We start from the raw sequence: 17,501 nt of genomic DNA, 5'->3' as shown, positions 1-17,501 counted from the left end.
AGGGCGGAGACACTCCGCCGGGCCGGCCGTTTTTCTGCCCCTACGCTGCCGCGGCAGGGGGTGGAGAACATGAGAATGCACGATCTGATCCGGTGGGACCCGGACGCGCTGAGCGACTTCGAGGAAGCCCTGGGGCGATGTGCTGCCGATGTGGAGCACGTGCGCGAGGCGGTGACTATGCGGGCGCGGTGTGAAGGCCGCTGGGGCGGTGACGCGCACGACGCTGCCGGTCGGCAGGTCGCCCTGTGCGCCGAGACGCTTGCGGCCCGGTCGGATTCGCTTCTCCGGGTGCGGGACTGCGCGCTCCTGGTCGCGCCGAGGCTGCGGACGCTCCGCGCCGGACTCGAGGCGATACGGTCCGACGCCGCCGCGAACGGTGTCGAGGTCGCCGACGACGGCACCGTGCATCCGGCGCCGGGCGCGTCGCCGGCCACCGCCGCCCGTGCCGGAATCCAGGCTCGGGTCGCCGCGCTGCTCGCGCACGCCGCCGAACTCGACCGCGAGGCGGCGCAGATGCTCTCGCGCGAACTCGACGAGCCCGGCCGCGCCGAGAACACGTCCTTGCGATTCGGTGGCACCCGCACGGAGGTGCCCGACCTGCCGAGTCCTCCCGCGCCGGGTACCCCACCCGACGTGGTCGCGCGCTGGTGGGCCGGGCTGGACGAGCGCGACCGCACCGCCCTGTTCTCCGGGCACCCCGCGCTGATCGGAGCGCTGGACGGAATTCCGGCCGGCGCGCGCGACGCCGCCAACCGCGCGCTCCTCGGCATCGAACGCCGGCGACTCGAAGGAGTCGCGGCGCAGTTGCAGGCCGAACTCGGCGGCACCGTGTTCGGCGGCCTGTTCATCGACGCGGACGCCGGACTCGAGCAGACGGCCAAGAAACTCGCGGCGATCGACGCGCTCGACGAGGTGCTGGCACGAGGGGACCGGCATCTCCTGGCCCTCGATCTGACGGGCCGGGAGGCGATGGCCGCGGTCGCGGTCGGGAATGTCGACGACGCCGACCGGGTGGCTGTATTCGTGCCGGGTGCGGGCTCCACGCTCCAGGGCAGTCTCGGCGGGTACGACACGCAGGTCTCGGCGTTACGCGACCAAGCACATCAGCACCTCGGTGACGCCGCGGAGAACGGCGGCAGGGTCGCCGCAGTCACGTGGCTGAACTATCAGGCGCCGCAATGGGGTTGGGGGCTGGCGTACACCGAGCGCAGCCCCGTCTCCGATCTCGCGGCACAGATCGCGGCACCACGCCTGTCGGGTTTCCTGGACGGTCTCGGGGCATCGAGGGCCGACGCCCCCGACATCACCGTGGTGGGGCATTCCTACGGCGCCGTCGTCGCGGGTCTCGCGCTCCAGCAGGGTGCCGACGCCGACGCCGCCGTGTTCCTGGGGGCACCGGGGATCGGCACGGACGACGTGCGCGATCTCGGATTGTCCGAGGGCGCAGCCTATCTGGTGGAGGCCAGGTGGGATGCGTTTGCCGACGTGGGCACTTTCGGCGGCGACCCGAGCTTCCTCGACGGGCTGACGCATCTGCCCTCGGGTGCGGGCGCGTCGGCCACCGGAGAACCACTCACGGCGATCACCGGGCACAGTTCCTATCTCCAGCCCGGTTCGACGAGTTCCTACCAGGTCGCCGCGGTCGTCTCCGGTGCTGCGGGACGAGGTGCGGCATGAGGCGCGCGGTGATCCGCGCCGCGGTACTGCTCGCTGTTCTCGTTGCCCTACCGGCCTGCGGTCCACGTCCGGTCCCCGTCGCGAAGCCGGAACCGGTGGCATCGACGAGCCGAGGTGCCGTCGCGTTCTACACCGGCGCGCAGCGCTCCGTCCTCACCGCGCTGTCCGCAGAATTTCCGGACCTGCACTTCACGCCGCGGTTCGCGCGAACGTCGACCGCGTGCACGCTGCCCGACGGCGCCGTCGGCGTCCTCGTGCACCTGCCCATCTACGGATCGGAGGTGCCGGTGCCCGCCGACGCGCTGAGCCGGGCCGCTGCCGTCGTCGAGAAGGTCGCGGCACGTTCGGGATTCCACGAACCGCTCGTCATGCCGCCGGATGTGGGATTCGCGTTTCGGATGTTCGCCGCGGACGGTTCGTACATCACGTTCGGGAGCTACGTCGCGTCGACGGTCGCCCTCACCACCGGCTGCTACCGGCAGTGACCCCGGTGGCGAGTTGTCCCCGATTGTCTCCGGGCCGTCGGCTACGCTCGTGCTTTCCGTGCTGAAACCTGCGAGTCGGCGAGGGGACAGGATATGCGTCCGATGCTCGGCATTGCCGTGGACGACGGTGAGGTGTGCGCGGTACTCGTCGACGCCGACGTGCCTTCGCTCGGACCGTTCGACTCTCAGCGGCTGGTTCCGGAACGCGGTGCGGCCGCTGCAGACACCGCGGCGCGAGCCGTCGTCGCAATGACGGAGCGAGCCGCGACGGCCTCCTTGGCGATCCAGGCGATCGGGCTGACGGTGACGCCCGGCGGCGCCGACGAGACCCAGGACATCGCCGCCGCGATCGGGGCTGTCACCGACAGCGCCGTCCAGGTCGTCGACCTCGACGACGCGCGGCTGGCGTACCTCGCCGGTGCTCCGGAACTCTCGTCGACCCCGGTGCTCGCAGTCCACACCCGCACCGGAGGCGTCGAATCCGCCTCGATCGTCGACACGGGGTCGCGTGCCGTGCTCGCGTCGGTCTCTCCGTCCGGCGATGTGTTCGGCGGGTACTCCGAATCGCTGCCGGAGGCGATGGACGAAGCGATCGCCCGCGCGGGACGGACGCCGCAAGCCCTGGTGTTCCTCGACCTGCAGCCCGGCGACGCCGGACCGGCGAGGGAACTGGCAACGATCCTGGGCGTCCCGTTCGTCACTCCGCACGGCGTGCCCTGGCATCGCGCGACCGGTGCATCGCTCGTCGCGGCGAAACGGACCGAACCGGTGGCCGCCGCCGCGCCTGCACCCGGCCGGGGCAGGGGAGCGGCCCTGCTCGCCGCTCTCGTCGCACTGGTCGCGATTCTCGGTGGCGGCCTCGCCGTGGCCGTGGGCGGGATCGCGCAGACGAACGGTTCCACGCCGGACGATCCGGGCACCTCGATGTCACCCTCTGCACCCGCGCAGGAACCTGCACCCGCGCAGGAACCGGCGTCGGTGGCGGTGCCGGTACCGGAAACGCCTGTCGCGGTGACACCGGACCCGTGCGAAGCAGCGCGGCCGGTGTCGTGGCCCGCCCGCGCGTCCGACCCCGACCTGCCCGGCCCCTCCGGAGCGGGAGCGGATCGCGGCCCCGGTACCACCGGCCCCGGCGCCGTCGGTCCCGACGGGGCCGTACCCGCAGAGCCGGATCCGTGCGCACCGGAGCGCCCCGTCGTGCCCTGACGCCGAACGCCGTGTCAGAGGCGCAGTCCCGCGCCCGCCCGGATCATCGCGCCGGTGTCCGACGCGACCACGACATCGGTGAAGCGGGTGCGATAGTCGCCGAGATCGTCGCCGACCGAGCCCACGACCGCGACCACGGGCACGCCGTCACAGCGCGCGAGAATCGCCGAGACGATCTTGCCCGCGCGCGACTGCCCGTCGAGCCTGCCCTCGCCCACGACCACCAGGTCCGCATCGCGCACGGCAGCGTCGAAACCCACGGAGTCGAGCACGAAGTCGGCACCGGAGCGCAGTTCCGCCCCGAACCGTGCCCACATGCCACCGGAAAACCCACCCGCGGCACCGGTTCCGGCGACCTCTCGCGGGTCGCGGGGGAGCGACAGGGCAGTGTCCTCGAGGCGGCGGGTCAGGGCCTCGACTGTCGCGGGATCGGCGCCCTTCTGCGGTCCGAACACCCGCGCCGCATCGGTGTACCGGGTCGTGACGTCCGTCAGGACCGTCACTCGTGCGCCACCGAGGCCGGCGGCGTCGTCGATCGCGGCGATGGCGCCGAGCCCGCCGTCGGTGGTCGCAGATCCGCCTGCCGCCACGACGATATGGCGGGCACCGCGCTGCGCCGCTGTGGCCATGAGCATTCCGGTGCCGTAGGTGTCCGCCGTGACCGCGTCGCGCGGGCCGTCGTGTGGCGTGGTGATGCCGCTCGCCGCGGCGAGTTCGACGACGGCGGTGCCGTCCGGGCCGATGCCGAACACAGCCCGGCACGGCACCCGCCACGGATTCACCGCGTCGGCCTCGACGCGCTCGAGGCCGAGGGGGCCGAGCAGGGCGTCGAGGGTGCCTTCACCACCGTCGGCGACGGGCATGCGCACCGCACGGTGTCCTGCGGACTCGGCGCCGGTGGCCACGGCCTCGGCAACGTCGGCCGCGCCGTATGTGCCCTTGAAACTGTCGGGTGCGATCAGAATCCGCACGGCACCCGCCGATCGGTCGCCGGACGGTGCGCCGTCACCGCAGTACCCACTCGAAGGCCTGCGCGTCGGAGCGCGCGCCCTGACGCGCCCGGGAGCGATTCGGTTCGCCCAATTCGGTGACGAGGTCCTCGCCGAGGTGCACGAGCGCGCCGAGACCGGCCGGTGTCAGCCACGACGGACGTGTCGCGAACAGCAGGTCTTCGCTCGCGGTGTTGCCGCTTGCTCCCGGCGCGAACGGGCAACCGCCGAGTCCAGCGAGCGCGCCGTCGACCACGCTCGCCCCGGCCGCCACCGCTGCGAGACTGTTCGCGACACCGAGGCCCCAGGTGTCGTGGCCGTGGTAGACGATGCGCCGCTGCGGTGATTCCGTGCGCACCCGGGTCACCAGTGCCGATACCTGACCGGGTACCGCCTGACCCAGGGTGTCGGCGAGGACGATGTCCGCCGCGCCGTCGGTACGCGGGTCGTTCGCGATCTCCAGCACCCGGTCGGGGTCGACCGGACCGTCGAACGGGCAGGTGAACGCCGTGGCGAGACACAGTTGGATGCTGCCCCCCACGGCGTGTGCTTGGTCCACGGCAGCCGGCATCGCCTCGAGGCTCGCGTCGGTGTCGCGGCCGATGTTGGCTCGGTTGTGAGCGTCCGACACCGAGAAGCAGTATTGGAAGCGGCGTACGCCTGCCGCGATCGCCTTCTCCACGTGCCGTGGGGTCGCGACCCACACCCAGCACCGATCGAGTTCTTCCGGGGTGAGTGCCGACACCAGTTCGAGGGTGTTGGCCATCGGAGGAACGAGATCGGGGCGGGCGAGCGACCCGATCTCCAGTTCCGGTACCCCTGCGGCGAACAGGGCCCGCACCACCTCGACCTTGCGTTCGGTGGACAGCATCTTCCCGGTGAGCTGCAGGCCGTCACGCAGCGTCACGTCCCGCAGGATCGCCACGTCCGCCTGAGGATCGTTGCCGGTCTTCGGATCGGTCAACCTCGTGCCTCCACCCTCTCGCGCATCGTTCTCGTCGGACCCAGTATGGTCGCGCGGCAAGACGAGCACGATTCGTGGACACACCGCGTGCCCGGCGAAGGATCTGTGACAAGTGACACTATCCTTCGGATCGGATGGAGACTTGCCGGAAGGTACGGGGAAATGAGTGTGTTCGTAGGGAAAGCGCTGCTCTGGTTCGCGCTGCTCATCGGTCTGGTGGGAGCCGGCATCGCCGTGTACGCCCTCCATGTCCACGGCGCGGTGGGCTCGCTCATCGTGGCCTCGGTTGCGGGGCTGGTGTTGCTGCGTTTGCGGTCGGAAGCTCAGAGCGACACCGAACGTGATGCCGCCGCGACGTGATGCGAGCTCGTCCCGCTGAGCGTGCACGCGTCGGCGGAAGGCCCGCCGACAGGCCGAAATGTATGCTTGGCGGCCGGGTGTCCTGATCAGGGCGTCGGTCGCGGAAACGGTGTCCGCGGCCGTCCCCTCGGTCGTGGAAGAGGAGCAACAGGTCGTGTCGCTGTGGTCGCGGGCATTGTCGGTCGAGGAACTCGAGGACCGGCCGTGGAGTGAGCTGATGCCGTGGCTCGATCGGTACGGGTCGGCGCGTACTGTCGCGCTCTCGGCGCTCGCCCCTACCGCCCGGTGGTGGGAGGTCCAGTCGCCGGCCGACACCGCGCACGAGGCGGGCATCCCCGAGATGTGCGCGGAGCTGGCCCGGATCTACGTCACCGATCACCCGGACCTGCGCTTCGCGGATGCGTTGCGTCGCGAGGTGGAGGTGCCGGTTTCCGCGCTCGACCTCGATGCCGCCGCGGCAACGGTGATCGCGCGTCTTCCGCACGCGCCCACCACCGCCGAGTTGTTCAGTCGCAGTCCGGCGGACCTGTTCGTGGTGCGTGGTTCCGACCGCGAAACCGTCGACGAGATCGTGTGTGCGGTCCTCGTCGCGACGGTGCTGCGCGATTCGGACTCCGCTGCTTCCGCGCCCGGGACCGCCGAGATGTCTGCGGGTTCGAGGACAGATGTACCGGCGCTCGACCTGCTCCTCGAGGACCTCGCGCAGCTGGCACGCTGGCGCATGCTCAGCGGCGACCACGAGAGTCCCTTGCTGCGTGTGGAACTCGACGAGGGAGCGCCCGAGGAGGTCCGGACCGTGGCAGCGCGTATCCGTGCGCTGACCGCTCTCGATCTCCCGGTCGCCCCGCCGGGCGACCCCATTGCCGAGCTCGGCGACTACATCGAGGCGCTGCCCGAACCGGAACGCCAGGCGCTTCGACGACGGGTCCGGGACGGCGTCGACGACCCGGCGGCGCCGTCGACGTTCCCGTTCGGCACGGCGGTCGGCGATCTGCTCGCGGCGTTGCGCGTGCGGGTGCGGCCCGTCGCCTCGTTCGACCGGATCCTGCGCGACTTTCCGGTCCTCACCCGGCCGGTGCCGGCGCTCGACGCCCCGTTGTGGAAGGTATTGCACCGCCTCGACGACCGATTCGAGGCGGCCGACGGCTGGGTGGCGGTTCCCGATCTGCCCGACGCGGAGAAACAGACCCGGGCACTGCTCGCGGAATTCGAATCCGGCAACGGGGTCGTCGAACCCGCCGCCGTGCAGGCGACCTGGACGCTGCCGCCGGACGAGTTCGCCGCGTGGACGGAGTACTGCGGGACCGCGATGTTCGAGGGCAGGCTCCTCGCGCCGCGCGACGACCTCCCCGGCCGCGCCGCTCAGGTGCTCGAAGTGCTGGGTGATCCGCACACCGCCGACGAACTCGTCGCCCGCATGGGCGTGAACGCCGACGTGCACACTCTTTTCGCGGAACTGTCCGACGACGAGCGTTTTGCGGTCACCGACGATCGGTGGTCGCTCGTGGAGTGGGACACCGATGTGGTGACCGCGATCCGCAACCGCATCGCGCGTCTCGTCGACGATCGACACGGCAGCGCTCCGGCCGACGTCGTCGAGACCGCGCTGGTGGAGCGGTTCGGGATCTCCGGCGATTCGGCCCGTACCTTCGCTGCCGGGGGCGAATTCGAGGCGGTCGACGGTCGCGTGCGACGCCGGCCGCGTGCCCACGTGCCGGTGTCGAAACCCGAGCGGACCCGCCGGCTCTACCGGCTCGACGACGGCTGGCGCCTGCGCATTCCGGTCACGCGCGATCACGTGCGCGGTGCCGAGTGTGCTGTGCCGTCGGCGGTTGCCGCGATCGTCGGGTGCGATCCGGGGAGCGAGATCGTTGTGCCTTCGCGCCTGGGAGGACAGACGCTGCGCTGGGCCGGGCCCGCACCGCTACTCGGGTCGATCCGCAGATTCCTCGAGGACCTCGGGGTGGATGCGGACGGGGAACTCTTCCTCGATTTCCGCGCCGACGGCCATTTCGACGTGCTGCCGCTGCGCACGGTCGCCGACAACGCCGAACCGTTGCGCAAGGCGCTCGCGCTGGTCGGGCACACGACTCCTGAGGTAGTCCCCGAGGACCGAATGGCCGAGGCGTTCGCGACGGCCCTGGGCCTGGGTGCGGAAACCCGGCCTCGTCGAATTCTGTCCGCCTACCGGGCCCGACGGGAGACCGACGTGGTCGCCCTCCTCGAAGAAGCGTGGATACGCGTGCGGAGCTGAGCACGCTCACCGGACGATCGGTCGCGGCTACTGCGCCGACGTGCCGCCGACTGTGATCGCCTGGAACTGTTCGTGCAGGGCTTCTGTGAGTTCGCGAACCTCGGGAACGAGGTCGGGATCGACGATGATCGTCACTGTCAGGGTGCCGGCATACGACAGTGCCACGAAGGCGACGCCCACGTTTCCCGTATTGACGATCAGCGGCACAATCGCGGTGACCCTGGCTCCGGCGACCCTCAGCGGTGACGACGGGCCCGGCAGGTTGGACAGAAACGAATTGACCAGGTGCTGCCGATCCACGAACCAACGGAAGATCCGGATGGCTGCCAGGCCGCGGAACAGCGGGCCGAGCAGGGTCGCCGACCGCCCTCGCACGCTCGATTTCTGTGCACGGGTGCTGCGGGAAACGGAAACCAACCGCTGCGCCGGAGTTCCGGCCAGTGGTACCCGGACAGGCATGACGCCGACCTGATTGCCCAACTCCCCGTCCGTGTTCGCACCGCGAGCAGAGACCGGAACCGAGATCACCAACTCGGACGGGGACTCGCCACGCGTGCGCAGGATATCGGCAAGCGCACCGGAGGTGGCGACCAGCAGCACATCGTTGACAGTCGCGCCCCATCGCCGCCCCTCCACACGGGTCGCGTCCAGATCCACCTCGACCGTCCCGACCGCACGTCGAACACCCGTGGGCGCATTGAACGAACATCGGGGGGCACGTCCACCGGTGCCCCGTCCGAGTTCCGCCCACGCTGCAGGAAGACCCGCGACGGACTGTGGAACTCGGCGCAGGCTGCGAAGCCGTTCGATCACGTTGTCGGCGAGCAATTCTCTCGTCCTCGGCTTCGGACAGGCCCGGTGCCGGTCGGGCGGAATCGAGCGGCCCAGCTCGTCCGAGACGTCTGCTCCGTCGACCAGATGCGCCAGCACGGCCAGTCCTCCGATCCCGTCGGCCAGCACGTGATGCATCACCATCACCAGTGCTGTGTTCCCGTGCGGATCCGCGATGTCGGTGACGAGAATCGCGCGCCACAGCGGCCGCGACCGCGGCAGCGGCCGGGTAAGTGCGTCCACCGCGAGTGCCCTGGCGGCATCCCGGCTGCCGGGAACCGGGCATCGCACCTGCGACAGGTGAGCATCGACGTCGAAGTGCTCGTCGTCCAGCCAGTAGGGTCGGCCGAGCCCGAGCGCAGGTTCGGACAGGCACTGCCGCAGTCGCCGAATCCCGGTCAGTCGTTCGGTGAGCGCGGCCTGCAGCGCCACCGGGTCCGGCTCGACGCCACCGGCGAGGAAGATCACGGCACCGACGTGGAGGGGCACCGGCCCGACATCCGAGACGAGTTCGGTCAGGTCGCCGGGACCGATGCGCTCTATCCGACTCGGGTCCGCCACCCCTCCAGGATCGCAGGTATCGCTCTCTGCCACGGGTGCGCCGGACCGGGCGAGCCGGACTCGGCCCGGACACAGAAACCAGGGGTCCGGTAAAGGTGACTCTGCGCCGCCGCCGGCTGCCGCCCACGATCGAGGGCACCTGATGCGTTCGGTTCTCGTCCGTAGCACGATGGAGCAATGACCGACGCGAGCACCGAACCCACCGCCACCGATTCCGTCGTGGACGCGCTGCGCGGGGCCGTGGCGTCCGTGGAAGCGGCCATCGTCCGTCTCGAGGGCGAAGATGCGGCTCCGGACACCGTGGAAAGCGTGCTCGCATCCGTAGGGGCGCCCGCGCTGGGCGATGTCGTCACGCGCCACAACGCCCTGACCAGGGCTGCCGCGATAGTCGACCACCGCGGCACGCTGCCCGACGCAGACTGGACGCCGCTGGCCGAGCTCGGGTCGCGGCTCGACGAGACCGTCGCGCGCGTGCAGGCTCACGCGTCGGCCCTGCTCGACGGAGCCGACGCGGACAGGCCGGTGCAGGAGCACCTGGAATACCTGCACACGATCGCGGTCCAGGAACGACTGGGCGAGACACTCCAGTTGCTCGTGCTGGTCGAGGACTGTCTGTTTCTGTGGCATCGCGTTCGCATCGCCCGGGAGGGTTCCGATCCGGAGGTCGTCGCGGCTGCCCGGTCCGCGCTCGCCCGGCACTTCGAGGGGGACGCCGACCTGTTGCGACGGGCGCGCAGGACCCTCGCGCGGTTCGCGGAGGGATCGCCGCTCGAGGTGGTTCGCCGGCTGTCCTCGAGCCGCACCACGCGCGCATTGTCGACGCTGCGGCGTGATCTCGAGGACTACCGCGCGGCCTTTCGGGCCGATGACGCCGGCTGGCTCGCGGACGAAGATCCGGATGTCGCCGAGGCGCTCGACTCCATCGACAGTCCCCTCAAGGCGGTCGGCGGAGCGCTCGGCGACGTCCTCGAGCGCGGTCGTGCCCGGGTGACGGAAACGTTGAGCCGCGACGACGGGGACAGGGCAGACGGGGACAGAGCAGACGAGGCCAGGGGATCTGCCGCGGATCCCGACCGGGCGTAACGCCCTCTAGCCCACGGATACCTCGAGCTGCTAGGTTCGCTTTTATATCCCTAGATGCTCTAGGTATGGAGGGTTCGTGTTCATCGACAAGGATCTGGTCGCAGCCTCGGCGACGCCCCTGGTACTCGGCATACTCGCCGAGGGCGAGTCCTACGGATACGCAATCCTCAAGCGGGTCAACGAGCTGTCCGGCGGTCGCATCCAATGGACCGACGGAATGCTCTACCCCCTGCTACATCGCCTCGAGCGCGCGGGCTATGTGGTTGCGACCTGGCATATCGCCGAGAACGGCCGCCGGCGCAAGCACTACACACTCACCGACGCCGGCACCGAGATGCTCGTCGAACGCGCGGCGCAATGGTCGGTCGTCGCCGCGGCCCTCGAGAAGGTGTGGCAGTCCGCGCTGCCCCCGGCGGCAGAAGGGTTGACGTGATGGACGCCGACGCGCAACTCGAATCCCAGATCGCCCGCTGGCGCGGCTACGTCTCCGGTCACCGGGTGATTTCCCCGCTCGACGTCGACGAGATGGAAGGCCACCTGCGGGATCAGGTCGAGGATCTCTCGGCTGCCGGGCTGACGTCGAGCGAAGCATTCCTGGTCGCGGTGGGACGCATGGGCAGCGTGGACGAGATTTCTCGCGAGTTCGCCCGCGAACATTCCGACCGCCTGTGGAAGCAACTCGTGCTCGTTCCGGCAGGCACCGAGTCCGCCTCCGGCCGGCATCCGCGTGAGCTGGGCGTGGTGATCGCGCTCGCGGCCTGCGCGGGGGTGGCCGTCAAAGCCGGACTGGAGTGGCTCCCGGAGCAGGCACTGGTACGCAATGCGTCGCTGTTCGTGTTGCCGTTCCTCGTCGCATACTTCGCCTGGAAGCGCGATATGCCGGTGCGCGCCGCGGTGGCCCTGGCGATTCCGTTCCTGCTCACGGCGTCGGCGCTGAACCTTTTCCCGTTCGTCGCCGCCGGCTCCACCGAAATCATCGCGGCGATCCACGCCCCCATTCTGTTGTGGCTCGTCGTGGGAGTCGCGTACGTGGGAGGCGAGTGGCGATCCCAACGGCGGCGGATGGACTTCGTGAGGTTCACCGGGGAGTGGGTCGTCTATCTGACCTTGCTCGCGCTCGGCGGCGCGGTCCTCGTCGGACTCACCCTCGGGGCCTTCGGTGCCTTGGGCGTCGACGTCGAGTGGTTCCTCGAACAATGGGTCGTGCCCTTCGCGCCCCCCGGAGCGATGATCGCGGCGGCCTGGCTCGTCGAGGCCAAACAGGAGGTGATCGAGAACATCGCTCCCGTCCTCACCCGGGTGTTCACGCCGCTCACCGTCGCGATGCTGCTCGCGCTGTTCGTCGCGTCCGTGGCATCGCGCAGCATCCTGGGCGTCGATCGCGAACTGCTCATCCTCATGGATCTGATCCTGGTGCTGGTCCTCGGGCTGTTGCTGTATTCCATCTCCGCCCGCGACCCGCACGCGCCTCCGGACGTGTTCGACACTCTTCAGGTCGTTCTGGTCGCCGCAGCGCTGGCCGTCGACGCACTCATGCTCGCCGCGATGCTCACGCGGATCGCCGAGTTCGGATTCACCGCCAACAAGGTGACGGCGCTCGGGCTGAACCTGGTCCTGCTGGTCAACCTGGTCGGGGCCGGATGGTTCGGCGTCCGCTTCTTGCGCCGCCGTTGCGGTTTCGACGCCGTGGAACGCTGGCAGACGCGGTACCTGCCCGTCTACGGCGTGTGGGCCGCGGTTGCGGTCGTCGTCATCCCGCCGCTGTTCGGGTTCGGGTAACGACCGGGGTCTACCGATCCTCCGGCGTGACGAGGCCGGTACGGAAGGCGATCGCGACGAGGCCGGCGCGGTCGCGCGCACCCAGTTTGGTGAGGATGCGGGTCACATGCGTGCGGACCGTTGCGGGACTGATGAACAGCTTCGAGCCGATCCCCTCGTTCGACAGACCCAGGCCGACCTCGGCAAGGATCTCGCGTTCCCGGTTTGTGAGTCCGTCGAGTTGCCCGGTGTCGCGCGCGCCTGCCCCGCGTGCGGCGGCCTGCATCACGCGCCGGGTGACAGTCGGCGAGAGCATGGCGTCCCCGCCCGCCACGGTGCGGATCGCGTTGCGGAGATCTCCGGGTGCGGTGTCCTTCACGAGGAAGCCGACGGCACCCGCACGGATCGCGTCGAGCACGTTGTCGTCGGTGTCGAATGTCGTGAGTACCACCACGTGCACGTGGGAAAGCGCCGGATCGCCGATGATCCGGCGGGTCGCGGCGATCCCGTCGGTCCCGGGCATCCGAATATCCATCAGCACCACATCGGGACGCGTCTCGGTGACCACGCGCACGCCTGCGTCCCCGCCGTCCGCCTCGCCCGCCACCACGATGTCGTCCGTGCGCTCGAGCAGTGCGCGCAGCCCTTCACGCACAAGAGCCTGATCGTCGACGAGCACGACCCGGATCATGACGGACCTCCTGCGGGAATGCGGGCATCGACGACGAATCCTCCGCCGTCCGGAGTGCCGGTGTCGACGGTCCCGCCCAGCAGTGCCACGCGTTCGCGCATGCCGGTCAGGCCCCAGCCGGTGGTGCGGCCGCCCCGCGACCCGCGGCCGTTGTCACTCACACAGACTCGCAGTACATCGTTGCGGTGGTCCAGGGTGACAACGACTCTCGTCGCATCGGAATGACGGAGGACGTTGCTCAGAGCCTCCTGGATCACCCGGTACGCGGTCGCGTCCACCACGGCGGGCAGTGTTGCCGGGGTGCCCCGGGATTCGATGTGCACCGCTACGCCTGCGTCGGAGACGGTGTCGACGAGTCGAGGGATCTCGGCGAGTCCGGGTGTAGGCGAGTGGTCCCCGCGTGCTGTGGTGCCGGCGGGGGAGCGGAGTGCCTCGACCGTGGCATGCAGTTCGGACACCGCGCGCGAACACGAGTCGCGAACGGCCACCAGCGATCGGCGTGCGAGGGCGGGATCGTCGTCGAGGGACTCGGCAGCCACGTCGGTGTGCAGCGAGATCACGGACACGGTGTGCGCGAGCAGGTCGTGGAGATCGCGTGCGATCTGCAGCCGTTCGCGTTCGACGCGACGGGCGGCCTCGCGTTCGCGCTCGAGGCGGGCCGCGTGTTCCCTGCGGACCAGTTCTCGGCCGAGTGCGCGTCTGGACCGCACGCTGTCGCCCAGTGCGATCACCGCCGCCATCAGACCCACCGACCCCGCCGATTCGAATCCGAGCAGGTAGGCAAGATCATCGCCCTGGAACATCCTGACCGCTGTCGAGAGGATCACCAGCGCGCCCGAAACGGCGATCGCCCATCGCAGGTGCCCGGACTCCGCGGCCGAGTACAGCGCCACCGCAAGCGGGAGGGCCAAGCCGATGGGCGGGAACCCCAGGGCGTAATACGCCACCAGGACGGCGGCCGTGACGAGCAGAACGGTGACCGGGCGCTGCCGGCGGAAGAAGACCGGTGCGGCGAACAACGCGCCGAACAGGAAGGCGAGCGCAGGTGGCCCCTGCTCGCCGCCCCCGAGATCGGCGGCGATCGCGATGCAGATGATCGCGAACAATCCCCCGGCGAGGAGCGCATCGGTCGTGCGGTCCTGCCGGAACATATTTCCGGCTGCTGGGCTGGTCTGCGCGGAGATGGTCGGTGCCTTTCCTCCGGTCGTGCGTGTGATCACCGTTCCGGGCGGCAGTGACGGAGTACCCGGCGATCCCGCCCGCACCTGTGGCGATCGGCGCTACGTCGGCGAGATTACCGGCGGCAGCCTGGGCCCGGAACCGAAATGCGCGTACGGCGAGGGGTCGTCACCTCGCCGTACGCCCGTGAGCGGAACTACCGGGCGTGTCACCCGACCCGAGCCTCGACCGGCACAGGCGTGGACGTGCGAGCCGTGAGCACCTTGAACAACGCGACGAAGGCCAGGACGGCAGTCACGCCGCTCATGGTCAGACGAACCCAGTGGCCTGTCTCGAACTCGACCGCGGTCTGTCGGAGAACCTCGACAGAATGCACGGCGGCCCCTTCGTCGAACATGATCGTGTTCCGTGGCCAGAAGTAGAAGGCCGAGAACGCGAACTCGCCGAAGACCAGCGAGATCAGGCTCGCCACCGCCCACGGCCGGACCTTCTTGTCGCGCCGGAGCAGGAACACGGACGCCACTGCGAGGGCTACCGTCAGCGCACCCAGAGGCGGGAAGAAGTCCGACGGACCGGCTTCCGACATGAACTCGACGGTCAGATCCAGAGACGCCGGGGGATCGTGGAAAACGTTGGGGTAGAGGATGACTGTTTCGGTGAGGATTGCACCGAACGCGATGAGCGTGACCCAGCTGTAGGCCACGATCACCGCGGTACGGGGCGAGAAAGTGTTGTGTGTCATGGTGACGACGCTAGTTTTCCGGCGTGTCACCGTCGTCCGTCCGGCGACGTAACCGCAGTACGACTTCCGACGTAGGCCGGATTACCGGAGTGCGTCCAGCGCCTCGCCGATCGGCGTGTCGCCGTTGTTGAATTCGATGGTGAGACCGGCGGTTTCGGGTCGCTCGAGTACCGCGGCGGCGACGGCTGCCACATCCGCACGCGACACTTCGCCCGGTTCGGTCGCGCCGTGACCCGCGATGTCGATGCGACCCGTGGGCGGATCCAGCGTGAGTTTGCTCGGCCCGAGGATCGTCCAGTCCAACTCGGCGGCCCGCAGATGCGTGTCGGCCGCCGCCTTCGCCTCGGCGTAGGCGTAGAAACTGTTGTCCTCCGGCACACCGTGATCCGGACGTGACCCGTAGTACGAGATCATCACATACCGCCGGACACCCGCCTGCTGCGCCGCCGTCATCGATGCGATCGCGGCGTCGCGATCCACGGCGTATGTGCGGAGCGCGCTGCCCCCGCCTGCGCCTGCGGACCACACGACCGCATCGTGACCCTGCAGCAACTCGTTGAACGCGAGCGCATCGAGTTGTTCGACGTCGGCAACCACCGGCGTGCCGCCGGCGGCGCGCACGTCGTCGGCGTGGCCGGGATTGCGGATGACCGCGCTGACCTCGTGGCCGGCGTCGGAGAGGAGACGTTCGAGGTGGAGCGCCACCTTGCCGTGTCCGCCGAAAACCGCGATACGTGCCATGTCGATGCTCCTAGCGTCGTGGGGAATTCTTCCGGTGAGCATGCCCGTATTCGTTCGTCTCTACGCGTGGGCGTCCTCGGCGCACGCGTTCGAGGGCCGTCGCGACGAGGTGTTCGGCAATGGCGAGGGACGACGTGGCGCCGGGTGACGGGGCGTTGCACAGGTGAACGAGGCGTCCCCGTCCGGCGATGACGAAATCGTCTTCGAGGCTGCCGTCGGCGTTCATCGCCTGCACCCGGACACCGCGCGGTCCGGCGTGCACGACACCGCTGTTGTGGCCGGTCCAAGAGCAGCACCGGCGACAATACCGTTCCGGTGTTACGTAAAAGTGTTACGGTGTGCGGTATGGCCTACAAGTACGAAGCCGTCGCAACCGATCTCCAGCACCGGATGACGTGGAACGAATGGGCAGTCGGCGACCAGCTCCCGGGGATCCACGAGCTCGCGGCTCACTACGCGGTGTCGCCGTCCGTGGTGAAGGACGCGCAGGAAGTGCTGCGGAAGGAGGGGTTCATCGAGACGCGGCAGGGGAGGGGCTCCTTCGTCGTCTCGATCCCGGAACCGGGGGACATGACGCTCGGCATCCGACGGCACCTCGAGGCGATCCGGGCGGATCTTGCCGAGGCCCGCGACGCGGTGGTGCGCGCGGAACGCCGACTCGCGGAGCTGAGCGAAACAGTCGTGTAGGACGCGTGACAGGCCTGTGGCCCGCAGATCTTCCGGATCTGCGGGCCACAGGCGTGATCGTCGCGCGGGGGTGTCCCGGCTCAGCGGTTACGGTCCGAGGAGTAACCCCACAGCCAGTCCGTGTACTTGTAGCTCGAGGTGTCGCGGATGCGGAACAACTCGTTGCGAGCTTCGCGGCCTGCACCGTCGAGGTGCCACAGGTCGCCCCACATCCGGCCGGTGGTGAGGATGCGGTTGCAGCGCGGTGCGCGCTCGGCGTTGACATCCTGCAGGATCTTCGGCCAGTTCGCGTTGTCGCCCTTGTAGTCCTCGGACGCGTAGTCGGCGAGGCACTTGGCATCCTCGAGGGCCATCACGGCGCCCGAAGCCAGGTACTGCAGCGGCGGATGTGCGGCATCGCCGAGAAGGAGCATGCGGCCGTCGACCCAGTTGTCGATCGGATTGCGGTCGAACATCGGCCACCAGCGGTCCGTCCACAGGTACTTCAGGGCGGAGCGGACACTTTCGTGGCAGTGGTCGTAGGCGTGCGCGAGTTCCTCGGGGCTGCCCCACTTCTCCTCGCCGCGAAGGAACGCCGGCGACTGGAAGACGGCGACCTGGTTGAGCATCTCGCCCTGACGAAGCGGGTACTGGATGAAGTGGCAGCGCGGGCCGATGTAGCCCACCACGTCCTCGATGTCCTCTTCGAGGGGGACTTCGTTCATCGGGAAGGTGCCGCGGAACGCGACGTAGCCGGAGCCGACGGGCTTGTCGTCGGACAGCTTGGGACGCAGGCGCGAGTGCAGCCCGTCCATCCCGAGCGCGATGTCACCGATGTGCTCTTCACCGTTCTCGAGGATGACGCGCACGGTGTCGCCCTCGGTGACGACATCGGTCACCGTCGAATCGGTGCGGAGGTCGGCTCCCGCGCGACGTGCAGCGGCAACGAGTACCGAGTGCAGGTCGGAGCGGTGTACCACGAAGTACACGCCGCCGTAGTGCTCCTGGTAGTCGCGGCCGAGGTTCACCTTGGTGAGGATTTCGGCGGTCACAGCGTCGCGGAAGACGAGGTTCTTGGGCAGCACACCCTTGGCGATCACCTCGTCGTAGACGCCGAGCGACTGGAGGATGCGCGAGCCGTGCGGTCCGATCTGGAGTCCGGCGCCCACCTCACCGAACTCGGCGGCGCGCTCGAAGAGCGTGACGTTCGCACCCTTCAAGGCGAGAGCGAGGGCGTTGGCGACGCCACCGATGCCGCCGCCGGCAATCAGTACTCGCGCGTCCTTCAGATCGGACATGACACTCCTTCGGGTG

General features: G+C 69.4%; 17 protein-coding genes and 1 pseudogene. 9 read left to right on the top strand and 9 right to left on the bottom strand.

The genetic code is table 11. The annotated features are described in order from the left end of the window. The first annotated feature begins 69 nt into the window (after positions 1–69). From ACFWBU_RS04260 to ACFWBU_RS04250, 3 genes are all read left to right on the top strand, one after another. Positions 70–1,677: an alpha/beta hydrolase gene (locus ACFWBU_RS04260; RefSeq protein WP_378527602.1), complete on the top strand. Its 1,608-nt coding sequence runs from the start codon at positions 70–72 to the stop codon at positions 1,675–1,677. Further along, positions 1,674–2,162 (top strand): LppA family lipoprotein, encoded by a 489-nt coding sequence (locus tag ACFWBU_RS04255; protein WP_169622659.1) that lies wholly within the window; start codon positions 1,674–1,676, stop codon positions 2,160–2,162. The genes ACFWBU_RS04260 and ACFWBU_RS04255 overlap by 4 nt, the downstream gene beginning before the upstream one ends. A gap of 102 nt (positions 2,163–2,264) precedes the next feature. Beyond that, positions 2,265–3,368 (top strand): hypothetical protein, encoded by a 1,104-nt coding sequence (locus tag ACFWBU_RS04250; RefSeq protein WP_240952683.1) that lies wholly within the window; start codon positions 2,265–2,267, stop codon positions 3,366–3,368. A gap of 14 nt (positions 3,369–3,382) precedes the next feature. On the opposite strand, the gene ACFWBU_RS04245 is transcribed toward ACFWBU_RS04250, so the two are convergent. After that, positions 3,383–4,339: a glycerate kinase gene (locus ACFWBU_RS04245; protein WP_378527601.1), complete on the bottom strand. Its 957-nt coding sequence runs from the start codon at positions 4,337–4,339 to the stop codon at positions 3,383–3,385. Between the two features lie 34 nt (positions 4,340–4,373). Then, a complete protein-coding gene (locus ACFWBU_RS04240) occupies positions 4,374–5,321 on the bottom strand; it encodes a hydroxymethylglutaryl-CoA lyase (RefSeq protein WP_277351045.1) in 948 nt (315 codons plus the stop codon). Between the two features lie 162 nt (positions 5,322–5,483). Here ACFWBU_RS04240 and ACFWBU_RS04235 point away from each other — a divergent pair, with 162 nt between their 5' ends. After that, positions 5,484–5,681, top strand: a complete 198-nt coding sequence (locus tag ACFWBU_RS04235; protein WP_169652649.1) for a hypothetical protein — start codon at positions 5,484–5,486, stop codon at positions 5,679–5,681. 58 nt (positions 5,682–5,739) lie between these two features. After that, on the top strand, positions 5,740–7,935 hold the full coding sequence (locus tag ACFWBU_RS04230) for a hypothetical protein (RefSeq protein WP_378527600.1): 2,196 nt from the start codon (positions 5,740–5,742) through the stop codon (positions 7,933–7,935). A gap of 27 nt (positions 7,936–7,962) precedes the next feature. Here ACFWBU_RS04230 and ACFWBU_RS04225 read toward each other — a convergent pair whose 3' ends face one another. Next, a complete protein-coding gene (locus ACFWBU_RS04225) occupies positions 7,963–9,327 on the bottom strand; it encodes a wax ester/triacylglycerol synthase domain-containing protein (RefSeq protein ID WP_378527599.1) in 1,365 nt (454 codons plus the stop codon). Between the two features lie 177 nt (positions 9,328–9,504). Here ACFWBU_RS04225 and ACFWBU_RS04220 point away from each other — a divergent pair, with 177 nt between their 5' ends. From ACFWBU_RS04220 to ACFWBU_RS04210, 3 genes are all read left to right on the top strand, one after another. Continuing rightward, positions 9,505–10,410, top strand: coding sequence for a hypothetical protein (locus ACFWBU_RS04220; protein WP_378527598.1), 906 nt, complete (start codon positions 9,505–9,507; stop codon positions 10,408–10,410). Between the two features lie 76 nt (positions 10,411–10,486). Next, positions 10,487–10,843 (top strand): PadR family transcriptional regulator, encoded by a 357-nt coding sequence (locus ACFWBU_RS04215; protein ID WP_378527597.1) that lies wholly within the window; start codon positions 10,487–10,489, stop codon positions 10,841–10,843. Further along, positions 10,843–12,189 carry a permease prefix domain 1-containing protein gene (locus ACFWBU_RS04210; protein WP_378527596.1) on the top strand — a complete coding sequence of 449 codons (1,347 nt, stop codon included), beginning with the start codon at positions 10,843–10,845 and terminating at the stop codon, positions 12,187–12,189. The genes ACFWBU_RS04215 and ACFWBU_RS04210 overlap by 1 nt, the downstream gene beginning before the upstream one ends. Before the next feature lie 10 nt (positions 12,190–12,199). On the opposite strand, the gene ACFWBU_RS04205 is transcribed toward ACFWBU_RS04210, so the two are convergent. From ACFWBU_RS04205 to ACFWBU_RS04185, 5 genes and pseudogenes are all read right to left on the bottom strand, one after another. Beyond that, positions 12,200–12,859, bottom strand: coding sequence for a response regulator (locus tag ACFWBU_RS04205; protein WP_378527595.1), 660 nt, complete (start codon positions 12,857–12,859; stop codon positions 12,200–12,202). Then, on the bottom strand, positions 12,856–14,079 hold the full coding sequence (locus tag ACFWBU_RS04200; protein ID WP_378527594.1) for a sensor histidine kinase: 1,224 nt from the start codon (positions 14,077–14,079) through the stop codon (positions 12,856–12,858). Before ACFWBU_RS04200 ends, ACFWBU_RS04205 begins: the two co-directional genes overlap by 4 nt. A 167-nt stretch (positions 14,080–14,246) precedes the next feature. Further along, positions 14,247–14,780, bottom strand: a complete 534-nt coding sequence (locus tag ACFWBU_RS04195; protein WP_378527593.1) for a DUF1772 domain-containing protein — start codon at positions 14,778–14,780, stop codon at positions 14,247–14,249. An 81-nt stretch (positions 14,781–14,861) separates the two neighbouring features. Beyond that, on the bottom strand, positions 14,862–15,521 hold the full coding sequence (locus ACFWBU_RS04190) for an SDR family oxidoreductase (protein ID WP_378527592.1): 660 nt from the start codon (positions 15,519–15,521) through the stop codon (positions 14,862–14,864). Positions 15,522–15,606: 85 nt separating this feature from the next. After that, a pseudogene (locus ACFWBU_RS04185) lies at positions 15,607–15,783 on the bottom strand (L-2-hydroxyglutarate oxidase); the annotation flags it as partial. A gap of 83 nt (positions 15,784–15,866) precedes the next feature. Here ACFWBU_RS04185 and ACFWBU_RS04180 point away from each other — a divergent pair. Continuing rightward, complete coding sequence (locus tag ACFWBU_RS04180; RefSeq protein WP_169652653.1) at positions 15,867–16,208, top strand: winged helix-turn-helix domain-containing protein; 342 nt, start codon at positions 15,867–15,869, stop codon at positions 16,206–16,208. A gap of 80 nt (positions 16,209–16,288) precedes the next feature. Here the strand turns inward: ACFWBU_RS04180 and ACFWBU_RS04175 are convergent, their stop codons facing one another. Continuing rightward, positions 16,289–17,485, bottom strand: coding sequence for an FAD-dependent monooxygenase (locus tag ACFWBU_RS04175; protein ID WP_169622669.1), 1,197 nt, complete (start codon positions 17,483–17,485; stop codon positions 16,289–16,291). Positions 17,486–17,501 lie beyond the last annotated feature (16 nt).

Origin of the sequence: Rhodococcus sp. NPDC060084 (assembly GCF_042730335.1) — a bacterium.
Taxonomy (GTDB): domain Bacteria; phylum Actinomycetota; class Actinomycetes; order Mycobacteriales; family Mycobacteriaceae; genus Rhodococcus.
This window is presented reverse-complemented; position numbering and strand designations above follow the sequence as displayed.